19 protein-coding genes and 1 pseudogene are annotated in these 15,691 nt (G+C 64.7%); 7 read left to right on the forward strand and 13 right to left on the reverse strand.

Features of this window, described 5'->3' with window-relative positions:
- Nucleotides 1–3 precede the first annotated feature (3 nt).
- From ASC89_RS10110 to ASC89_RS10125, 4 genes are all read right to left on the reverse strand, one after another.
- The gene (locus tag ASC89_RS10110; RefSeq protein WP_055879697.1) at nucleotides 4–609 is read right to left on the reverse strand and encodes a dihydrofolate reductase family protein; all 606 of its coding nucleotides are present in this window, start codon (nucleotides 607–609) and stop codon (nucleotides 4–6) included.
- Between the two features lie 77 nt (nucleotides 610–686).
- Nucleotides 687–1,244 (reverse strand): TetR/AcrR family transcriptional regulator, encoded by a 558-nt coding sequence (locus ASC89_RS10115; RefSeq protein ID WP_162247927.1) that lies wholly within the window; start codon nucleotides 1,242–1,244, stop codon nucleotides 687–689.
- Complete coding sequence (locus ASC89_RS10120) at nucleotides 1,228–1,644, reverse strand: DUF4260 domain-containing protein (protein WP_055879691.1); 417 nt, start codon at nucleotides 1,642–1,644, stop codon at nucleotides 1,228–1,230. Before ASC89_RS10120 ends, ASC89_RS10115 begins: the two co-directional genes overlap by 17 nt.
- Nucleotides 1,645–1,868: 224 nt before the next feature.
- Nucleotides 1,869–2,435 (reverse strand): TetR/AcrR family transcriptional regulator, encoded by a 567-nt coding sequence (locus tag ASC89_RS10125; RefSeq protein ID WP_055997290.1) that lies wholly within the window; start codon nucleotides 2,433–2,435, stop codon nucleotides 1,869–1,871.
- A gap of 112 nt (nucleotides 2,436–2,547) precedes the next feature.
- Here ASC89_RS10125 and ASC89_RS28795 point away from each other — a divergent pair, with 112 nt between their 5' ends.
- Together ASC89_RS28795 and ASC89_RS28800 are read left to right on the forward strand one after the other, a co-directional pair.
- Nucleotides 2,548–3,072 (forward strand): FAD-dependent monooxygenase, encoded by a 525-nt coding sequence (locus tag ASC89_RS28795; protein WP_200940438.1) that lies wholly within the window; start codon nucleotides 2,548–2,550, stop codon nucleotides 3,070–3,072.
- Entirely contained in the window at nucleotides 3,033–3,716 is a 684-nt protein-coding gene (locus ASC89_RS28800) for an FAD-dependent monooxygenase (RefSeq protein WP_200940439.1), read from the forward strand. Before ASC89_RS28795 ends, ASC89_RS28800 begins: the two co-directional genes overlap by 40 nt.
- A 38-nt stretch (nucleotides 3,717–3,754) precedes the next feature.
- Here the strand turns inward: ASC89_RS28800 and ASC89_RS10135 are convergent, their stop codons facing one another.
- Together ASC89_RS10135 and ASC89_RS29180 are read right to left on the reverse strand one after the other, a co-directional pair.
- The gene (locus ASC89_RS10135; protein WP_055879687.1) at nucleotides 3,755–4,063 is read right to left on the reverse strand and encodes a YciI family protein; all 309 of its coding nucleotides are present in this window, start codon (nucleotides 4,061–4,063) and stop codon (nucleotides 3,755–3,757) included.
- Nucleotides 4,064–4,096: 33 nt separating this feature from the next.
- Nucleotides 4,097–4,843: a metalloregulator ArsR/SmtB family transcription factor gene (locus ASC89_RS29180; protein WP_055879684.1), complete on the reverse strand. Its 747-nt coding sequence runs from the start codon at nucleotides 4,841–4,843 to the stop codon at nucleotides 4,097–4,099.
- 160 nt (nucleotides 4,844–5,003) lie between these two features.
- Here ASC89_RS29180 and ASC89_RS10145 point away from each other — a divergent pair, with 160 nt between their 5' ends.
- Nucleotides 5,004–7,496 carry a glycosyl hydrolase 2 galactose-binding domain-containing protein gene (locus ASC89_RS10145; RefSeq protein ID WP_055997292.1) on the forward strand — a complete coding sequence of 831 codons (2,493 nt, stop codon included), beginning with the start codon at nucleotides 5,004–5,006 and terminating at the stop codon, nucleotides 7,494–7,496.
- Nucleotides 7,497–7,636: 140 nt separating this feature from the next.
- Here the strand turns inward: ASC89_RS10145 and ASC89_RS10150 are convergent, their stop codons facing one another.
- Nucleotides 7,637–8,626 carry a zinc-binding dehydrogenase gene (locus ASC89_RS10150; protein WP_055879678.1) on the reverse strand — a complete coding sequence of 330 codons (990 nt, stop codon included), beginning with the start codon at nucleotides 8,624–8,626 and terminating at the stop codon, nucleotides 7,637–7,639.
- A gap of 106 nt (nucleotides 8,627–8,732) precedes the next feature.
- Between ASC89_RS10150 and ASC89_RS10155 the strand changes: the two genes are divergently transcribed.
- The 4 genes and pseudogenes from ASC89_RS10155 (at nucleotide 8,733) to ASC89_RS10170 (ending at nucleotide 11,479) form a co-directional block, all read left to right on the forward strand.
- Nucleotides 8,733–9,113, forward strand: coding sequence for a helix-turn-helix domain-containing protein (locus tag ASC89_RS10155; RefSeq protein ID WP_156384564.1), 381 nt, complete (start codon nucleotides 8,733–8,735; stop codon nucleotides 9,111–9,113).
- A 26-nt stretch (nucleotides 9,114–9,139) separates the two neighbouring features.
- Nucleotides 9,140–9,544 (forward strand): annotated as a pseudogene (locus tag ASC89_RS10160) (DUF6580 family putative transport protein); the annotation flags it as partial.
- 103 nt (nucleotides 9,545–9,647) lie between these two features.
- Complete coding sequence (locus ASC89_RS10165) at nucleotides 9,648–10,559, forward strand: DMT family transporter (RefSeq protein ID WP_055997295.1); 912 nt, start codon at nucleotides 9,648–9,650, stop codon at nucleotides 10,557–10,559.
- Between the two features lie 2 nt (nucleotides 10,560–10,561).
- Nucleotides 10,562–11,479 carry a DMT family transporter gene (locus ASC89_RS10170; protein ID WP_055997299.1) on the forward strand — a complete coding sequence of 306 codons (918 nt, stop codon included), beginning with the start codon at nucleotides 10,562–10,564 and terminating at the stop codon, nucleotides 11,477–11,479.
- Here the strand turns inward: ASC89_RS10170 and ASC89_RS28125 are convergent.
- From ASC89_RS28125 to ASC89_RS10195, 6 genes are all read right to left on the reverse strand, one after another.
- The gene (locus ASC89_RS28125) at nucleotides 11,476–11,634 is read right to left on the reverse strand and encodes a CcdB family protein (protein WP_082533280.1); all 159 of its coding nucleotides are present in this window, start codon (nucleotides 11,632–11,634) and stop codon (nucleotides 11,476–11,478) included. The genes ASC89_RS10170 and ASC89_RS28125 overlap by 4 nt on opposite strands.
- Before the next feature lie 138 nt (nucleotides 11,635–11,772).
- Nucleotides 11,773–12,003, reverse strand: coding sequence for a type II toxin-antitoxin system CcdA family antitoxin (locus tag ASC89_RS10175; protein ID WP_055879669.1), 231 nt, complete (start codon nucleotides 12,001–12,003; stop codon nucleotides 11,773–11,775).
- 49 nt (nucleotides 12,004–12,052) lie between these two features.
- A complete protein-coding gene (locus tag ASC89_RS10180; protein WP_055997302.1) occupies nucleotides 12,053–12,895 on the reverse strand; it encodes a metal ABC transporter permease in 843 nt (280 codons plus the stop codon).
- Nucleotides 12,895–13,752: a metal ABC transporter permease gene (locus ASC89_RS10185; protein WP_055997304.1), complete on the reverse strand. Its 858-nt coding sequence runs from the start codon at nucleotides 13,750–13,752 to the stop codon at nucleotides 12,895–12,897. Before ASC89_RS10185 ends, ASC89_RS10180 begins: the two co-directional genes overlap by 1 nt.
- Nucleotides 13,749–14,672, reverse strand: a complete 924-nt coding sequence (locus ASC89_RS10190; RefSeq protein WP_274532702.1) for a manganese/iron ABC transporter ATP-binding protein — start codon at nucleotides 14,670–14,672, stop codon at nucleotides 13,749–13,751. The genes ASC89_RS10185 and ASC89_RS10190 overlap by 4 nt, the downstream gene beginning before the upstream one ends.
- Nucleotides 14,669–15,565, reverse strand: coding sequence for a metal ABC transporter substrate-binding protein (locus ASC89_RS10195; protein WP_055879659.1), 897 nt, complete (start codon nucleotides 15,563–15,565; stop codon nucleotides 14,669–14,671). Before ASC89_RS10195 ends, ASC89_RS10190 begins: the two co-directional genes overlap by 4 nt.
- Between the last annotated feature and the right edge of the window lie 126 nt (nucleotides 15,566–15,691).

Consider the following 15,691-nt stretch of genomic DNA (forward strand, 5'->3'; position numbering starts at 1 on the left):
GGGCTACTTACGCACCCGGTAGTGCAGGTGCGTGACGCCTTCGCCCTCGAGCACCCGCAGCCGCTCCAGGTTGCGCAGGCCAAACCCCAGCGTGTCGAACAGTCGCGTGCCGTCGCCGAGCAGGAACGGCACCTGGTGGAGCATCAGTTCGTCGAGCAAGCCGGCCTTCAGCGCCATCGGCACCAGCGTGCCGCCGCCATGCATCATCACGTTCCGCTCGCCAGCTGCCACCTTGGCTTCGCGCATCGCGACACCGAGATCGTCGACATAGTGCACGTTCGGCCATTTGCGCACCCACTCCGGCGCCTCGTGCCGGCTGACGATGAAGATCTCGACGCCGTCGTGATGATCGCCGTTCCAGCCGCCGGCGGGCTCGAACGTATGGCGCCCGGCGACCACCGCGCCGGTCGCCATCATCTCGTCCCAGATCTGCCGGTTGACGCCCTTGAGCTGCGCGACCGCGGCATCGAAATCGCCGCCTTCGGCATCGCCGAACACCCAGTCGTGGAGGTGCTGGCCCTCGTCGCCGAGACCGTTGTCCGGCCGGACGTTCGGCCCGGTGATGAAGCCATCCACCGATATCGACATGTACAATACGCTCGAACCCATCGTCTTTCTCCTCGGTTGGGCGGCGTTGGCCGCTCTCACCATCCCGACGAGTGAACGCAGCCGGGATCGACAGGCTGCTAGGCTATTTCTCGCAGGATCGTCTCGAGGCTGGAGTCGAACGCCTCCTCGATGCTGCCGCCGAGATTGAAGGCGTTGCCGATCTCCATCAGCACGAAGCCGTGCAGGAACGCCACCAGCGTGCGCGACAGCGGCAGGATGCGTGCCTCGGCAATGCCCGCGGCTTTCAGTTCCTCGAACAACGGTTGCGCCGAGAACAGGCAAGCGGTGCGGATCTCGGGGTCGGTGAAGGCGTTGCCGCTGTAGATCGCCTTGTAGCGATTGGGCGCGGCAAGGCCGAAGCGGCGATAGGCAGTGGCCATGGCGATCAGCCGCGCCTTGGGCGCCACCCCCTTCGTCTCGCGCCGGAGATAGGCCTCGAGCTCGTGGAGGATCCCGATCTCGACCACCTTGAGGATCGCCGCACGGTCGGCGAAGTGCTTGTAGAGCGAAGGCGGCTTGATGCCGGCGCTCGCCGCTACGGCGCCCATGGTGAGGGCGTCGGGACCCGTGGTTTCGACCAGCGTCCGAGCTATGCTCGCCAACTGGGCAGGGGAGGTCTTAGCGGGCGTCGGCACTGCGTGCGGCCTTCTTCGCCGGGCCAATGAGGCCGAGATGGGTGTGGTGGGCGACGCCCGGATATTTGAGGCCATAGCCGACGGCCCGGTCCATGCCGATATGGGCGGCCCAGATCAGTGCGACTTCCGTCAGCCAGAAGATGCCGCCGAACCAGCCGATGGCGCCGAGCACGGCGGGGACCGCATAGGTATGGGCGAGGTTGTAGATTTTCGCCCCGGCCGTTTCGCCGGCATAGAGCCCGAAGAAGCTGAGATCGGGCGCCAGCAGCAGCACCGCGAACAGCCACCAGTTGCCGCCGAGGAACCAGTAGGCGGTGACGGCCGCAATGAGCGCCACCAGCCCTTCGACGCGCAGCGTGGTCACGACGGACTTCGGCGGGAAACCGGTAGTGGTGGGCATGGAAAACCTCAATGGCTAACGTATGTAGCTATGATAGCTATATTCGTTAGCTATGAGAGTCAAGCAGTCGTGTTGCTCTGCCGTCTCACCGAACTCGATGTCATCCCAGCGAAAGCTGGACCCAACTCACAGCCGCGCCAGCCGATAGATGGTCCCAGCTTTCGCTGGGATGACATCGAGTGGCTAAGGGACCTGGTAGCCTGTCATCACCACTGAAGACGCCCTCACTTCCGCACAAACGCCTCGCCGATGGCGTGGAAGGCCTTCACGATGTCGTCGGGGGTAGGGGAACGCACGGGATCGACCAGCCACTGCGCGATGACGCCGGTGGTGACGGCCAGCATCAGCGAGCCGACGGCGCGTTTCGTTTCGACATCGGCATCCGGTTCGGCGAAATCGTCGCCGAGCCCGACTCGCGCGTCTTCCTGGCCGGCCGCTATGATGTGGATGAGCTCGGGCATGCGGATGGCGGTGGCGGCGTTTTCAAAACTGGCAGCCGACAACTGGCGATCGCCTGATACGGCAGCGGCGAGGTCGCGCCAGTGCCTTGCGAAGCGCTCGCCATAATCGGCAATCGATGCCGCCGGCTCACTACCGAACTGGTCGCCCCACTCCCCAAGCATCTCGACGATCGCCTGGGTCATCAGCGCGTCTTTCGAGCCGAAATGGTAGCCGATGGAGGCGAGATTGGTGCCCGACGCGGCGACGATGTCGCGTGCCGTGGTGTTGGCGTAGCCCTTCTCGCGCAGGCATTTTTTGGCGCCGGCGAGCAGATCTTCCTTGTGTCCCATGATCCTTCCTAGCGGCTGCGACGAGTCGTTTCTATACGATCGTATGAAATTCATCTAGACAGATGTTTTATACATACGTATGAATATCGACATCGCAACAGGAGATGCCGTGATGACCCACCACCCGATCCGTACCGTGCTGATCTCCGGGGCCAGCGTCGCCGGCCCGTCCCTCGCCTTCTGGCTCAGCCGCTATGGCTTCCAGCCGACCATCGTCGAGCGGGCCAGGCAGCTGCGCGAGGGCGGCTACGCGGTGGATTTCCGTGGCACCTCGATGGAGGCGCTGCGCCGCATGGAGCTGCTCGATGCGGTGAAGGCCGAGGCGACCAATATGGGCGACATGTACTATGTCGATCGCCACGACCGCGAAGTCGCCACCATGCCGGCCGCCGCCTTCAGCGGCGAACTCGAGATCATGCGCGGCGACCTGGCGCGCATTCTCTACGATGCCACCAAGGCCGGCGCCGAATACATCTTCGGCGACTCGATCGCCGAACTCACCGACCTGGACGACGGCGTCGAAGTCCGTTTTGAGAGCGGCAGGGTCCGGAGCTTCGACCTGGTGATCGGCGCCGATGGGCTGCATTTGTGCGCCGATTGGCCTTCGGTCCGGAGGAGCAGTTCGTCCGCGATCTAGGGCTCTATGCCTCGATCTTCACCGTGCCCAACCGGCTGAACCTCGACTATTCCGGCCGGCTGTTCAGCGCCCCCGGCACCATCGCTGGCGTCTACAGCGCCCGGCAGAACCGCGAGGCGCGGGCGCTGATGTTCTTCGACGGCGATTTCGGCGATTGCGACTATCGCGATGTCGGGGCGCAGAAGCAGTTCGTACGGCAGCGCTTTGCCGGGCAGGGCTGGCACGTGCCGCAGATCCTCGCGGACATGGAGTTCGCCCCGGATTTCTACTTCGACACCATCAGCCAGGTGGTGATCGAGCGCTGGTCGCGGGGCCGCGTCGCATTGCTGGGCGACGCCGCGCATTGCGCTTCGCCGCTCTCCGGCATGGGCACCGGGATGGCGGTGGTGGGGGCGTATGTCCTCGCCCAGGAGCTGAACGCCTCGCCCGACAATCGCCAGGCGGCGTTCGCGAACTACCAGCGCAGGCTGCAGCCGTTCGTCGATGCCAGCCAGACGCTGGCGCACAAGGCCGTCGGCGGCTTCGTGCCGAAAAGCAAGTTCAGCATCTGGATGCGCAACCTGATGATGAAGCTGCTGCCGCTGCTGCCGGTAGAGGCGATGCTGAAGGAGACCTACGCCGCGGCCAACGCCATCAGCATCTGAGGGAAGGGGGCGGCGTCGCGGGGGCGCCGCCCTTCGTATTACATCGGCATCAACTCGGCGACTTCAACCGAGCCGCCGGCGGCATAGATCGGGCAGCCGCGCGCCAGGGAGATCGCGTCGTCGAGGCTTTTGGCCTCGAGGATGGAATAGCCGGTCAGCGCGTTGCCGTTGGTGCTGGCCACACGACCGTCGGCGCCGATGGTCTTGCTCGGCCCAGCCGGGTTGCCCATGTCGGCGACGGCGCTGCCCATGCCCTGGTACCAGGCGACCCATTTCTCCATTGAGCCTTCGAGGTCTGCCGGTGAGGTGGCGGGCGATCCGTGAAAGCCCAGAATGTATTTCGCCATTTTCTTTTTCCCTGTTTTGCCGCTGCTTGATGGTCACATGCTGGTCGGCAGGTTCAGCGGTTTGCCTGTCTCGAGCAGCGTCTTCAGACCCGCGACGACCACCGGCCAACCGGTGTCGATGCCGGCATTGGCTTTCTCGTAGTCGTGGTGGGTGATGGTGAACTTGACGACCTCGCCCATCGGCTCGATCGCGAAGGTGACGAGGGTCGGCTGCGAATTTTCGGCCCAGCTCGGAATGAAGCTCGAGACGATTTTCTTCAGCGGTTCGACCTCGATGACTTCGCCATCAAGCATCACCTGCCCGTCGCCGGTAAGGTAGCGGAACGGCCCCCCGCGCTTCAGCGCGCTGTCGATCCGGGTGCCGTAATAGTAGAGCGCCGTCAGCTCGGGTCGGGTGAGGGCATCCCACAGCGCCTGCGGCGTCGTCCGGATATAGGTCTCGAGCACGAAATTCGGTTTGTCGGCCATCGGTACTGAACTCTCCAACTGGTTCTTCAAATCGAGTGCGAAGCGCGCGAACGGCTTTTGGTAGGGCGCGATCCACCGGTCCGCGACTTCCTGGATCGGGGAGGCGTTGAGGTAGTGGTACTTGAACCGCCCCTCCTTGCGGCTCGTCACCAGCTTCGCCTCTTCCAGCACCTTGAGGTGCTTCATCACCCCGAACCGCGTCATCCCGAGCCCGCTTTCGAGCTCGGTCAGGGTCTGTCCGGCCTTGTCGCGCAGGCTGTCGAGCAGCTGCCTTCGGGTCGGATCGGCCAGGGCTTTGAAGACGGCATCCACAGTCACCACAATAGGTGACCAGATGGTCACATGTCAAGAGTGGGAGGTTGCCGGAGCTACGGGGAGGGGGATTGGCAGCTGGAATGGCAGCGGCTACATCAGTCGCCTGCCGGCGCTGCAATCGATTGCGCGTCGGGCATCTATCGGAGGAACTCCCCACATGGCGAAGACCAGGACCGCGGCTGTGCCTGCCACGACCGGCTACGGCGAACTCGATCTCGCGGGGCAGTTCCAGCTGACGTCGCCGAAGCTGAAGCTCAAGGCGCCGATCACGCTTCCCGGCGACGTGCATACTGCGCTGCTCGACGCCAATGAGATCCCCGACCCATATTTCGGCCAGAACGAAGTCGACGTTATGTGGGTCAACAAAACCCCGTGGACGGTGGAGCGGAAGTTCGAGGCGAGCGCCGCCGACATCGACGGCTACCTGACGCTGACCCTCGACAACGTCGATACCATCGCCACGGTGATCCTCAACGGCGAGGCGGTCGCCGAGACGCAGAACCAGTTCATCCGCTACGACATCGACGTCACCGGCAAGGTGAAGGTAGGGGTCAACACGCTACGCATCGAGTTCGCGGTGACCCGCGATGTGGCCAAGGCCCGCTCCGACGCCCACCCGTTCCCGATCCCCTTCACCTACAACTATCTCTCGAACGGCCTCGAAGGCGTGCACATGAACTTCGTGCGCAAGGCCGCCTGCCACGCCGGCTGGGATTGGGGCATCTGCCTGATGCCGACAGGTGTCTACGGCAAGATGGCGATCCGCCGCTCGCGCCTCGCCCGCCAGGAGAGCGTGACGGTCGAGCAGGCGCATGGCAAGAAATCCGTCGAACTCTCGATCACGACTCGGGTTTTCGCCTTCGCCGAGGGTTCGGTTGAGCTGATGCACGAGGTCGATGGGCAGAAGCTTGTCGACAAGGTGGTGGTGCGGCCGGGCGAGAACGTCTTCACCCACAACGTTACCATCAAGAACCCAAAGCTCTGGTGGCCGAACGGGCAGGGCCAGCAGCCGCTCTACGAGCTCTGGACCACACTCGACGGCGAAGTGACGAAGCGCAAGCTGGGTCTGCGGAAGCTCGAATGGCTGGTCGAGAAGGACGAGATCGACCACAGCTTCAAGGTGCGGATCAACGGCCGCGACATCTCGATGTTCGGCGCCAACTGGATCCCGGCCGACGCCATCCCGTCGCGTATCACTCCCGACACCGTTCGCGACCTGCTCGAAAGCGCCCGGGCGGTAAACATGAACATGCTCCGCATCTGGGGCGGCGGGCAGTACGAGCCGGACTATTTCTACGAGATGTGCGACGAGCTCGGCATCCTCATCTGGCACGACTTCATGTTCGCCTGCATGAGCTACCCATCCGATCGGGCCTTCCTCGCCGATGTGCGCACCGAGATCACCCAACAGATCCGCCGCCTCAGCCACCACGCCTCGATCGCGCTCTGGTGCGGCGACAACGAGGTGATCGGCTCGCTCCACTGGTACCCCGAGACCAAGGCGGCGCCGGAGCGCTACGTCGCCAACTACGACCGGCTCAACTCGATGCTCGGCTATATCGTCGAGGACGAGGATCCGACCCGCCGGTTCTGGCCGTCCTCGCCCTCGCTCGGCTACATGGATTATTCCGACGGCTGGCTGATGGATACGCGCGGCGACACGCACTACTGGAGCGTCTGGCACTCGGCCAAGGACTTTTCCGCCTATCGCGAGGTGAACCCGCGCTTCGCCTCGGAGTTCGGCTTCCAGAGCTTCACCTCGATGAATGTCATCGAGAGCTTCACCAAACCCGAGGATCGCAACCCGACCTCGCCGGTGATGGAAGCGCACCAGCGCAATACCGGCGGCAACTCGCGCATCCTCGAGACCATGACGCGCTATTTCCGCTTCCCCTCGGGCTTCGAGAACATGGTGTTCCTGAGCCAGATCCAGCAGGGCCTCGCCATCAAGACCGCCATCGAATACTGGCGCTCGACCAAGCCGCGCTGCATGGGCACGCTCTACTGGCAGATCAACGACGTCTACCCCGTCGCCAGCTGGTCGAGCCTCGACTATGGCGGGCAGTGGAAGCTGCTGCATTACATGGCGAAGCGCTTCTACAATCCCATCAACGTCGTGGCCGTGCCGGACGGCGACACCATCCTCCTCAAAGCCATCAACGATACCGCCGAAAAGGCTGAAATCGCTGTGGAAGTTCAGGCGGTAGATGCCAATGGCAAGGCCCGCGTCATCGCCACGGCAAAAGTGAAGAGCAACCCCGACAAGGCAGTGGTGGCAACCAAGCTGAAGCTTGCCGATCTGGGGCCCAACGAGTTCCTGTTCTTCTCCTGGACCGCCGAGGACGGCAAGCTGCTGGGCGAGAACGACTACTTCCCCAAAGCGTACAAAGCGTACGATCTTGCCGAAGCCAAAGTGAAGGCGAGCTGGTCGGGCGGCGACAAGGCGCCGGTGCTGACCCTCACCGCCGACAAGCCGGCGGTCTTCGTCACCGCCACGGTCGATGTGCCCGGCTATTTCTCGGACAACGCCGTGACGCTGCTGCCGGGGCGGGAGGTGAAGCTAAGCTTCACGCCGCGCAAGGGGGCGGCGGTGACGAAGGATGCACTGGCCAACAGCCTCAAGGTTGGGCACCTCAGGCAGACGTACTGAGAAGCCGGCGAGGGCAGCCCCCCACCCTTAATCCCTCCCCGCAAGGGGGAGGGAGACGCGAACTGAGATGGTGGTGAGAGGGTCTCCCTCCCCCTTGCGGGGAGGGGGCAGGGGTGGGGGTCCACAGCCACCGGCCTCGCCTACGGCACCAGCACAATCTTCCCCACCGACCCCCGGCTTTCGATCAGCCGATGCGCCTCGGCAGCGTCGGCCAAAGCAAAGCGGTGACCGATCTCGACCGTCAACGAACCGTCCGCCACCGCGCCGAACAGCCGCTCGTACGATGCCGCGAGGGCAGGGCCCCGCCGCATGGGATCACCGAGCAGCGACCACAGCGAGAACCCTGCAATGGTCTGCGCTGCGGCGGTGACACCGGCCATCTGCGCCGGGCTGAAGCCCGGGTAGACCCCGCTCGCCCCGCCATAGACCGCATAGCGCCCCTCCGGCGCGAGCAGGGGCAGGCTCGCCGCGGTGATCTCGCCGCCGGCCGCATCGAAGATCACATCGTAGGGACCGGGCGCTTCCGTGCTCCAGTCCGGCGTCGCCGACAGCACTACGTGATCCGCACCTGCCGCCATCGCCGCGTCCCGCTTCGCCGCACTGCCGACCGTGCCGACAATCCTGCCAACGCCACCAAGCCGGGCCAGCCGCACCAGCAATTGCCCAACGCCGCCGGCTGCCGAATGCACCAGCACCGACTTGCCCGCGACCGGGTTGCGCGCCAGCAGCTGCTCCGCCGTCAGCCCCTGCACGGCCAGCGCTGCAGCGACGTCGAACGACACCGCGTCGGGCAATTTGAACGCCACGTCCGACGAGAGCGCCACGAACTCGGCATAGCCGCCATCGAGCCGCGGCTCAGCAAAGATCGCGCCCAGCACCCGATCGCCGACCCTCAGCCCGCTGACGCCGTCGCCGACTGCTGCCACCGTTCCGGCCACCTCACCACCGGGGATGAACGGCATCGGCAACTCAAGCCCCGAGTGGCCCGAGCGGATGATGGCGTCGCCGAGGTTGAGCCCGATCGCCTCCACCTTGATCAGCACCTGACCCGGCCCGGCGGTAGGTGTCGGCACTACGCCAACCCGTAGCTCCTCGGGACCGCCGAACGCCGAGATCGAAACAACCTTCATGACAAAATCTCCTTGTCGAAGGCGTCCCTTGTTCCGATATCGTCCTCTGCCCGCTACAGACTTTCTGGTGTCATACGCACCATCAGGTGCGCTTGGAGAACCCGCGATGAACCGCCTTTCGACCTGGCCGCTCGAACGCACCCTGCAGATCATCGGCGGGCGCTGGAAACTCTACATCCTGTTCCATGTGCTGGGCGGCCCGCAGCGGCTCTCGCAGTTGCAGCGCGGCATTCCCGGCATCTCGCAGAAGGTGCTGGTGCAGCAGCTGCGCGAGATGGAGGAGCACGGGCTGATCGTGAGGACGGTGTTCGCGGCAGCGCCTCCGCATGTCGAATACAGCGCCACCGAGCTCGGCCTGTCGCTGGCGCCGCTGATGGATACCCTGCAGAACTGGGGTATCCGCCACGCCAAGGCCTCTGGCGACCACGGCCGCATGGTCTATTGCGACGGCTTCGCCGCACAGAACCGGGCAGCAACCGCCGCCTGAACGGTTGATGCTGGCTCGGCGCCTACGCCATCCGCAGCCCCTGGCTGGCGGCGTTCGTCCCTGTTGCAGTGATGGCGCTGGCCGACATCGTGCTCGGCTGGCACAGCTCGGCGCTGTTCACCTATGCCGGCATGCTGGCTGGCGCACTGATCGGGCGCGGACTGCTGCGGCAGCTCTCGGTGCTCCGGCTCGGCGGCGCTGCCATCATCGCCAGCCTCGCCTTCTTCCTCATCTCGAACTTCGGCGTCTATCTCGGCGGCTATTACGGTCTCGGCCTCGACGGGCTGGTCGCCTGCTTCATCGCTGCCCTCCCGTTCTGGGGCCTGAGCCTGATCGGTGATCTTGGCTCCACGGTGATCCTCTTCGCGCTGTTCGTCCTCGCCCGCCGCACTGTCGAGCGTGACACCGGCGCAGCAGGCTCCAGACTTTAGTTCAACTGAACCGATTGCCGCCGCCCTGCCATTGACAGGCCGGGGCGGCGCGCCCTTTGGTGGATCGGCGCCCGCATCCCTCAGCGGCGCACCGGACCTGTCAATGACCTCCACCATCGCCCCCGTCGAGGAGCGCCGCAATCTCGGCATCGGCATCCTGCTGATCTCGCAGCTGTTCTTCGCCACGCTCGATACCTCGGCGAAATACCTCTCCTTCATCGGCCTGCCGTTGGGCGAGATCGTCTTCGTGCGCTACGCCATCCACGTCGTGCTGGCGATTGCACTGTTCCTGCCGCTGCAGCGCGACCTCTTCGTCACCCGCAACTGGCCGCTGCAACTGCTGCGCGGGCTCTGCCTCCTGGGCGTGACGGGCGCCAACTTCCTCGCCATGCGCTTCCTGCCGCTGACCGTCACCGGCGCACTGATGTTCACCATGCCGCTGATGGTGACGGCGCTTTCCGGCCCGTTCCTTGGTGAAAAGATCGGCTGGCGCCGCTGGGCCGCGGTGGGCGCGGGGTTTGTCGGCATCCTGATCATCGTGCGCCCCGGCACCGAGGCCTTCCATCCGGCCTCGCTGATCTGCCTCGCGGGCGCTCTCTCGGCCGCCTTCTACAGCATCATCACCCGCAAGCTCGCCGGCGTCGATTCCGCCGCGACGCAGCAGGTCTATTCGGGGCTGATCGCTCTCACCTGCATCACCCCGTTTGCCTTCAACGAATGGGTCTGGCCCTCGACCGGCGCCGGCTGGTTCGCCTTCATTGCCATCGGCGTCACCGGCATGATCGCCCACCAGCTCAACACCATCGCCCACCGCTATGCACCGCCCTCGGCGCTGGCGCCGTTCAGCTACACCGAACTGCTGCTGCTGGCGCTGGCGAGCTGGCTGATCTTCTCCGAGCCGCCGGACGTCTGGTTCTATGTCGGTGCGCCGGTCATCATCGGCTCCGGCGTCTACATCTGGTTCCGCGAGCGCCAGCTTAACCGCACCGTCACCGTTGCGCCGGTGGAGGACTGAGCGTGGCCGGCCTGGTGAAACCCGTCGAGGATCGCCGACCCTTCGCCATTGGCCTGATGGTCGCGGCGCTGTTCTGTTACACGGTGATCGACAGCTGCGCCAAACTCATGGTGCAGGCCGGGTTGCCGCCGATGGAGGTGGTGTTCGTCCGCTATGCCGGCCAGTTCATCCTGGTGCTCGCCTTCTTCCTGCCGCGCGAACGCAAGGCGCTGGCAAGAACGCGGAACCTGAAGCTCGAGGTGGCGCGCGGGCTGTTCCTGCTGGGCTCGACCATCTTCAACTTCATTGCCGTGGTCTACCTGCCGCTGACCATCACCTCGGCGATCTCCTTCACCATGCCGCTGATCCTGTGCGCCCTGTCGATCCCGCTGCTGGGGGAGACGGTGGGCTGGCGGCGCTGGCTGGCGATCGGCGTCGGCTTCCTCGGCGTGATGATCATCGTGCGGCCGGGCACTGAGGCCTTCCATCCGGCCGTATTGCTCTCGCTCGGCACTGCCGTCTGCGCCGCCCTCTACAACCTCTCGACCCGCCGCCTGGCTGGCGTCGATAGCACCTCGACGCAGCAGTTCTATGCCGCCGGCGTGGCGACAGTCTGCGTGCTGCCCTTTTCACTGGGCGGCTGGACCTGGCCGACCGATCCGGTGATCTGGGGTTGCTTTGCCGGCATCGGCGTCGCGGCGCTGATCGGCCACCTGTTCGTCACCACAGCACACCGCTATGCGCCGGCCTCGGTGTTGGCGCCGTTCGGCTACCTGCAGATATTCTTCATGACCGGCGCCAGCTGGCTCGTTTTCAACCAGCCGCCAGACATCTGGATCTACATCGGCGCGCCGATCGTCATGGCCTCCGGCCTCTACATCTGGCTGCGCGAGCGCCAGCTGTCGAAGAGCGTGATCACCGAAGTGGCGGTGCAGGACTAGAAGCCGTTGAAGATCATGTCATAGGCAAGCTTGATCTGGTCGTAGTAGCGATCGAGGTTGTCGACGCGGACGCCCAGTTCGTGACGGTCCAAGGCAATCATGAATTGGGCGACGGGCACGCAGGTTTGCCCGTCGATGACCACTTCGGGGTTCAGTCGGGGGTGCCGGACCGGAGCGTCGCCGGGCTACATTAGTGGGATAACAAGTCGGTTGTCGAACGAACCAAGCAGGTCCGTTTGAACGTCCAACGCGAGTTCGCCATCTGCCAACCGGTAGACGTCGAACTGCGCCATTCAGAACGAGCGGTACTTTCGCAGCGGCAGCCCGTGGCGTGCGACGTACTCGTTGTTGCTCCGGATGACATCGGCGTTTTCCTCAGCCCATTGGCGCGCCGTCTTCTCCGCGACAATGGCCCGGGCGATACCAGCCTCCGCTGCGCGGGAGAGATTGATGTTCATCGACCTCGCCTCTTCAATGAGGTCGCTGTCCAGGGTCACCTTCGTTGAGCGTCGTGTAGCCGTTATGTCGCCTCCGGCCTGAGCTGCATAATGATGGGGTGGGCAGCGTGTTGCGTCAGGCCACCCGTCGCCGCAGCAATCCGCTGCCCGGCGCGAACAGCAGCGCCATGAGGAACACCCCGGCCTGGATCAGCACGATGCACGGGCCCGTTGCGCCGTTGATGCTGAAGCTGATCAGCGTACCCAGTACGCCCGAGGCGATGGCGACGGTCATGGCGATGGCGAGCATCGCCTCGAAGCGCTTGGCCAGCAGGAACCCGATGGCGCCTGGGGCGATCAGCATGGCGACGACCAGGATGATGCCGACCGCCTTGAGCGAGGCGACGATGGTGATCGAGAGCAGCGCCAACAGGCCGTAATGCAGCAGCTTCACCGGCAGGCCGATGGCGCGGGCGTGTTGGGGATCAAAGGCATAGAGCAGGAAGTCGCGACGCTTGGCGAGGACGATGAGGAGCGTGCCGAGCGCGATGATCGCCGTCTCGATCAGGTCCTGCCAGGTGACGCCGAGCATGTCGCCGAACAGGATGTGGCTCAAATGCTGGTCGGTCTCGATGCGTGAGAACAGCACCAGGCCCACCGCGAACATGCCGGTGAAGACGATGCCCATGGCGGTGTCTTCCTTGATCCGGCTGTTGTCCTTCAGATACCCCGTGCTCACTGCCGCGAACAGTCCGGCGACGAACGCCCCGATGGCTATCGGCAGGCCGATCACATAGGCGATGACAATGCCCGGCAGCACGGCATGCGAGATGGCGTCGCCCATCAGCGACCAGCCCTTCAGTACCAGGAAGCACGACAGCACCGCCGAGACCGCGCCGACGAGGATAGCGACGAGCAGCGCGCGCTGCATGAAGTCGTAAGTCAGCGGCTCGACGAAGAAGGCGTAGAGCGCGTCCATCAGTTCACTCCCGCTTCGCGCAGCGCCCGGCGCCGCGCCGCGAGCCGCCCGTGCTTGGGGGCAAGAAAGAAGGCGAGGAGGAACAGCGCCGTCTGCAAGGAGACGATGACGCCGCCGGTGGCGCCGTCGAGGAAGAAGCTGATATAGGCGCCCACCGCCGCCGTGGCCGAACCAAGGATCACCGCGATGATGAGGAGGTTCCGGAACCGGTCGGTGAGGAGATAGGCGGTGGCGCCCGGCGTCACCACCATGGCGATCACGAGAATGGCGCCGACCGTCTGTAGGGCGGCAACGGTACAGGCGGCGAGCAAAGCGAAGAACAGCACCTGCAGCGCCCGCGGGTTGAGCCCGACGGTCCGCGCATGGTTTTCGTCGAAGAACACCAGCATCAGGTCCTTCCACTTGAGGATGAGGATCGCCAGCGACACCAGCGAGATGATCACCACCTGGATGACGTCGCCGTCTGAGATGCCGAGGATGTTGCCCATGACGATCGCCTGCACGTCTACCGCGGTGGGGTTGAGCGACACGATGAGCAGGCCCAGCGCAAAGAACGAGGTGAAGATGATACCGATGACGGCGTCCTCCCTCAGCCGGGTGCGCGCCCGCACCAGCACCATCGAGGCGGCGGCGAGGCCACCGGCAACGAATGCGCCGGCGGAGTAGGGGAGGCCGAGCAGGTACGCCGTGGCAACGCCGGGGACGACAGCGTGTCCGAGCGCGTCGCCGATCAGCGACCAGCCCTTCAGCATCAGGTAGGCCGAGAGGAAGGCGCAGACGGCGCCGACCAGCGCCGACACCCACATGGCCTTGACCATGTAGTCATAGGTGAAGGGGACGAGCAGCTCCTCGATCATTTCTCGTCCCGCTGCGTCTCTTTGCTGGGCGATGCCGGCTTGCTGCCGCCATTCTCGCCGTAGAACACCACCGGGCGCTCGTCGTCGGTCAAGACGGTGACGCGGCGCTGATCTTTGTCGTCGTGGAGATCTTCGCCGGCGAGATGGAAGTGCCGCAGCACGCCGCCGAACGCTTTCTCGAGATTGGTCTGGGTGAACACTTCGGCGGTGGGGCCGAAGGCCAGCACCGTGCGGTTGACCAGCACCACCTGGTCGCAGAAATCCGGCACACTGCCGAGGTTATGGGTCGAAACCAGCATCAGGTGTCCCTGGCTGCGCAACTCCTGCATCAGCGTAATGATCGCCGCTTCGGTCTGCACGTCGACGCCGGTGAACGGCTCATCGAGGAGGATAATCCGGCCTTCCTGGGCCAGTGCGCGGGCGAGGAACACGCGTTTCTTCTGCCCGCCCGACAGCTCGCCGATCTGGCGCTTGCGATAGTCGCTCATGCCGACCCGGGCCAGCGACTGCTCGACCAGCTCGCGGTCGCGTGCCGAAGGCATGCGGAAAAAGCCCATATGGCCCTGCCGCCCCATCATCACCACGTCCTCGACCAGGACGGGGAAATTCCAGTCGACCTCTTCGGCCTGCGGCACATAGGCGACGATGTTGCGCTTCAGCGCTTCGCGCACCGGCAGGCCGGCAATGCGAACCTCGCCGGCGATGGGCTGCACGAAACCCATAATCGCCTTGAACAAAGTGGATTTGCCGCTGCCATTGACGCCGACGAGGCCGGCAATGGTGCCAGCCCCGAGCCCGAAAGTTGCATCACGCAGCGCCACGTTGCCATTGGGGTAGGCGACCGTCACGCCCTCGACCTCGAGGCTCGGTTGCGGCGCCGGATTCCATGCCTCGTGCGGCACGCTGGCGGTAAGGCTCACTTCCCAAATCCCTTGGCGATGGTGTCGACGGTAACTTCGAGCAGCTTGAGGTAGGTGGGCGTCGGGCCGTCGGCCTCGCTCAGCGAGTCGACGTAGAGGATGCCACCATAGGCGGCGCCGGTTTCCTTGGCGACTTGCTTGGCCGGCTTGTCCGACACCGTGCTCTCGGAGAACACCACCGGGATCTTGTTAGCGCGCACCGCGTCGATGACCTTTCGCACCTGCTGCGGCGTCCCCTGCTGGTCGGCGTTGATCGGCCAGAGATAGAGTTCCTTCATGTCGTAGTCGCGGGTCAGGTAGCTGAAGGCGCCTTCGCTGGTGACCAGCCAGCGCTGCTCGACGGGAATCTGCTCGAGACGGGCCCGCAAAGGCGCGTCGAGCGCCTTGATCTGCTCCGAATAGGCCGCGGCGTTCGCGTCGTAAGTTGCAGCGTTCGCCGGATCGTACTGCACCAGCGCCTTGCGGATGTTCTCGACATAGATCAGCGCATTGTTCGGCGACATCCAGGCATGCGGGTTGGGCTTGCCGGTATAGGGCCCTTCGCCGATGCTCATCGGCTCGACCCCGTCGCTCACCACCACCTGCGGCACGTCCTTCACGTTGTCGAAGAATTTCACGAACCACTGCTCGAGGTTCATGCCGTTCCACAGCACCAGGTTGGCGCCCTGCGCCCTGACGATATCGCGCGGCCCCGGCTGGTAGCCGTGGATCTCGGCGCCCGGCTTGGTGATCGACTCGACCACTGCCGCGTCGCCCGCAACGTTGCGCGCGATGTCAGCGATGATGGTGAAGGTCGTCACCACCTTGAACTTGTCCTGGGCGAGAGCAGGCAAGGCCGTCATCCCGGCCAACAATGCGAGGGCCAGGACGGTGAGGCGGCGGCGCGTAATCATCGGTCGGGGCAATCTCTTGTTGCGAATGGTTCTTAATAGCATCTAGTTTTCGACGCTTGTCAACTCTCTCCAGCATTCCGGCGGTGGGGCAGGGAAAGCACCGTGCGCGGTTGCTTTCGCGGGCGG

Source organism: Devosia sp. Root413D1, assembly GCF_001425235.1.
In the GTDB taxonomy this organism is placed as follows: Bacteria; Pseudomonadota; Alphaproteobacteria; order Rhizobiales; family Devosiaceae; genus Devosia_A.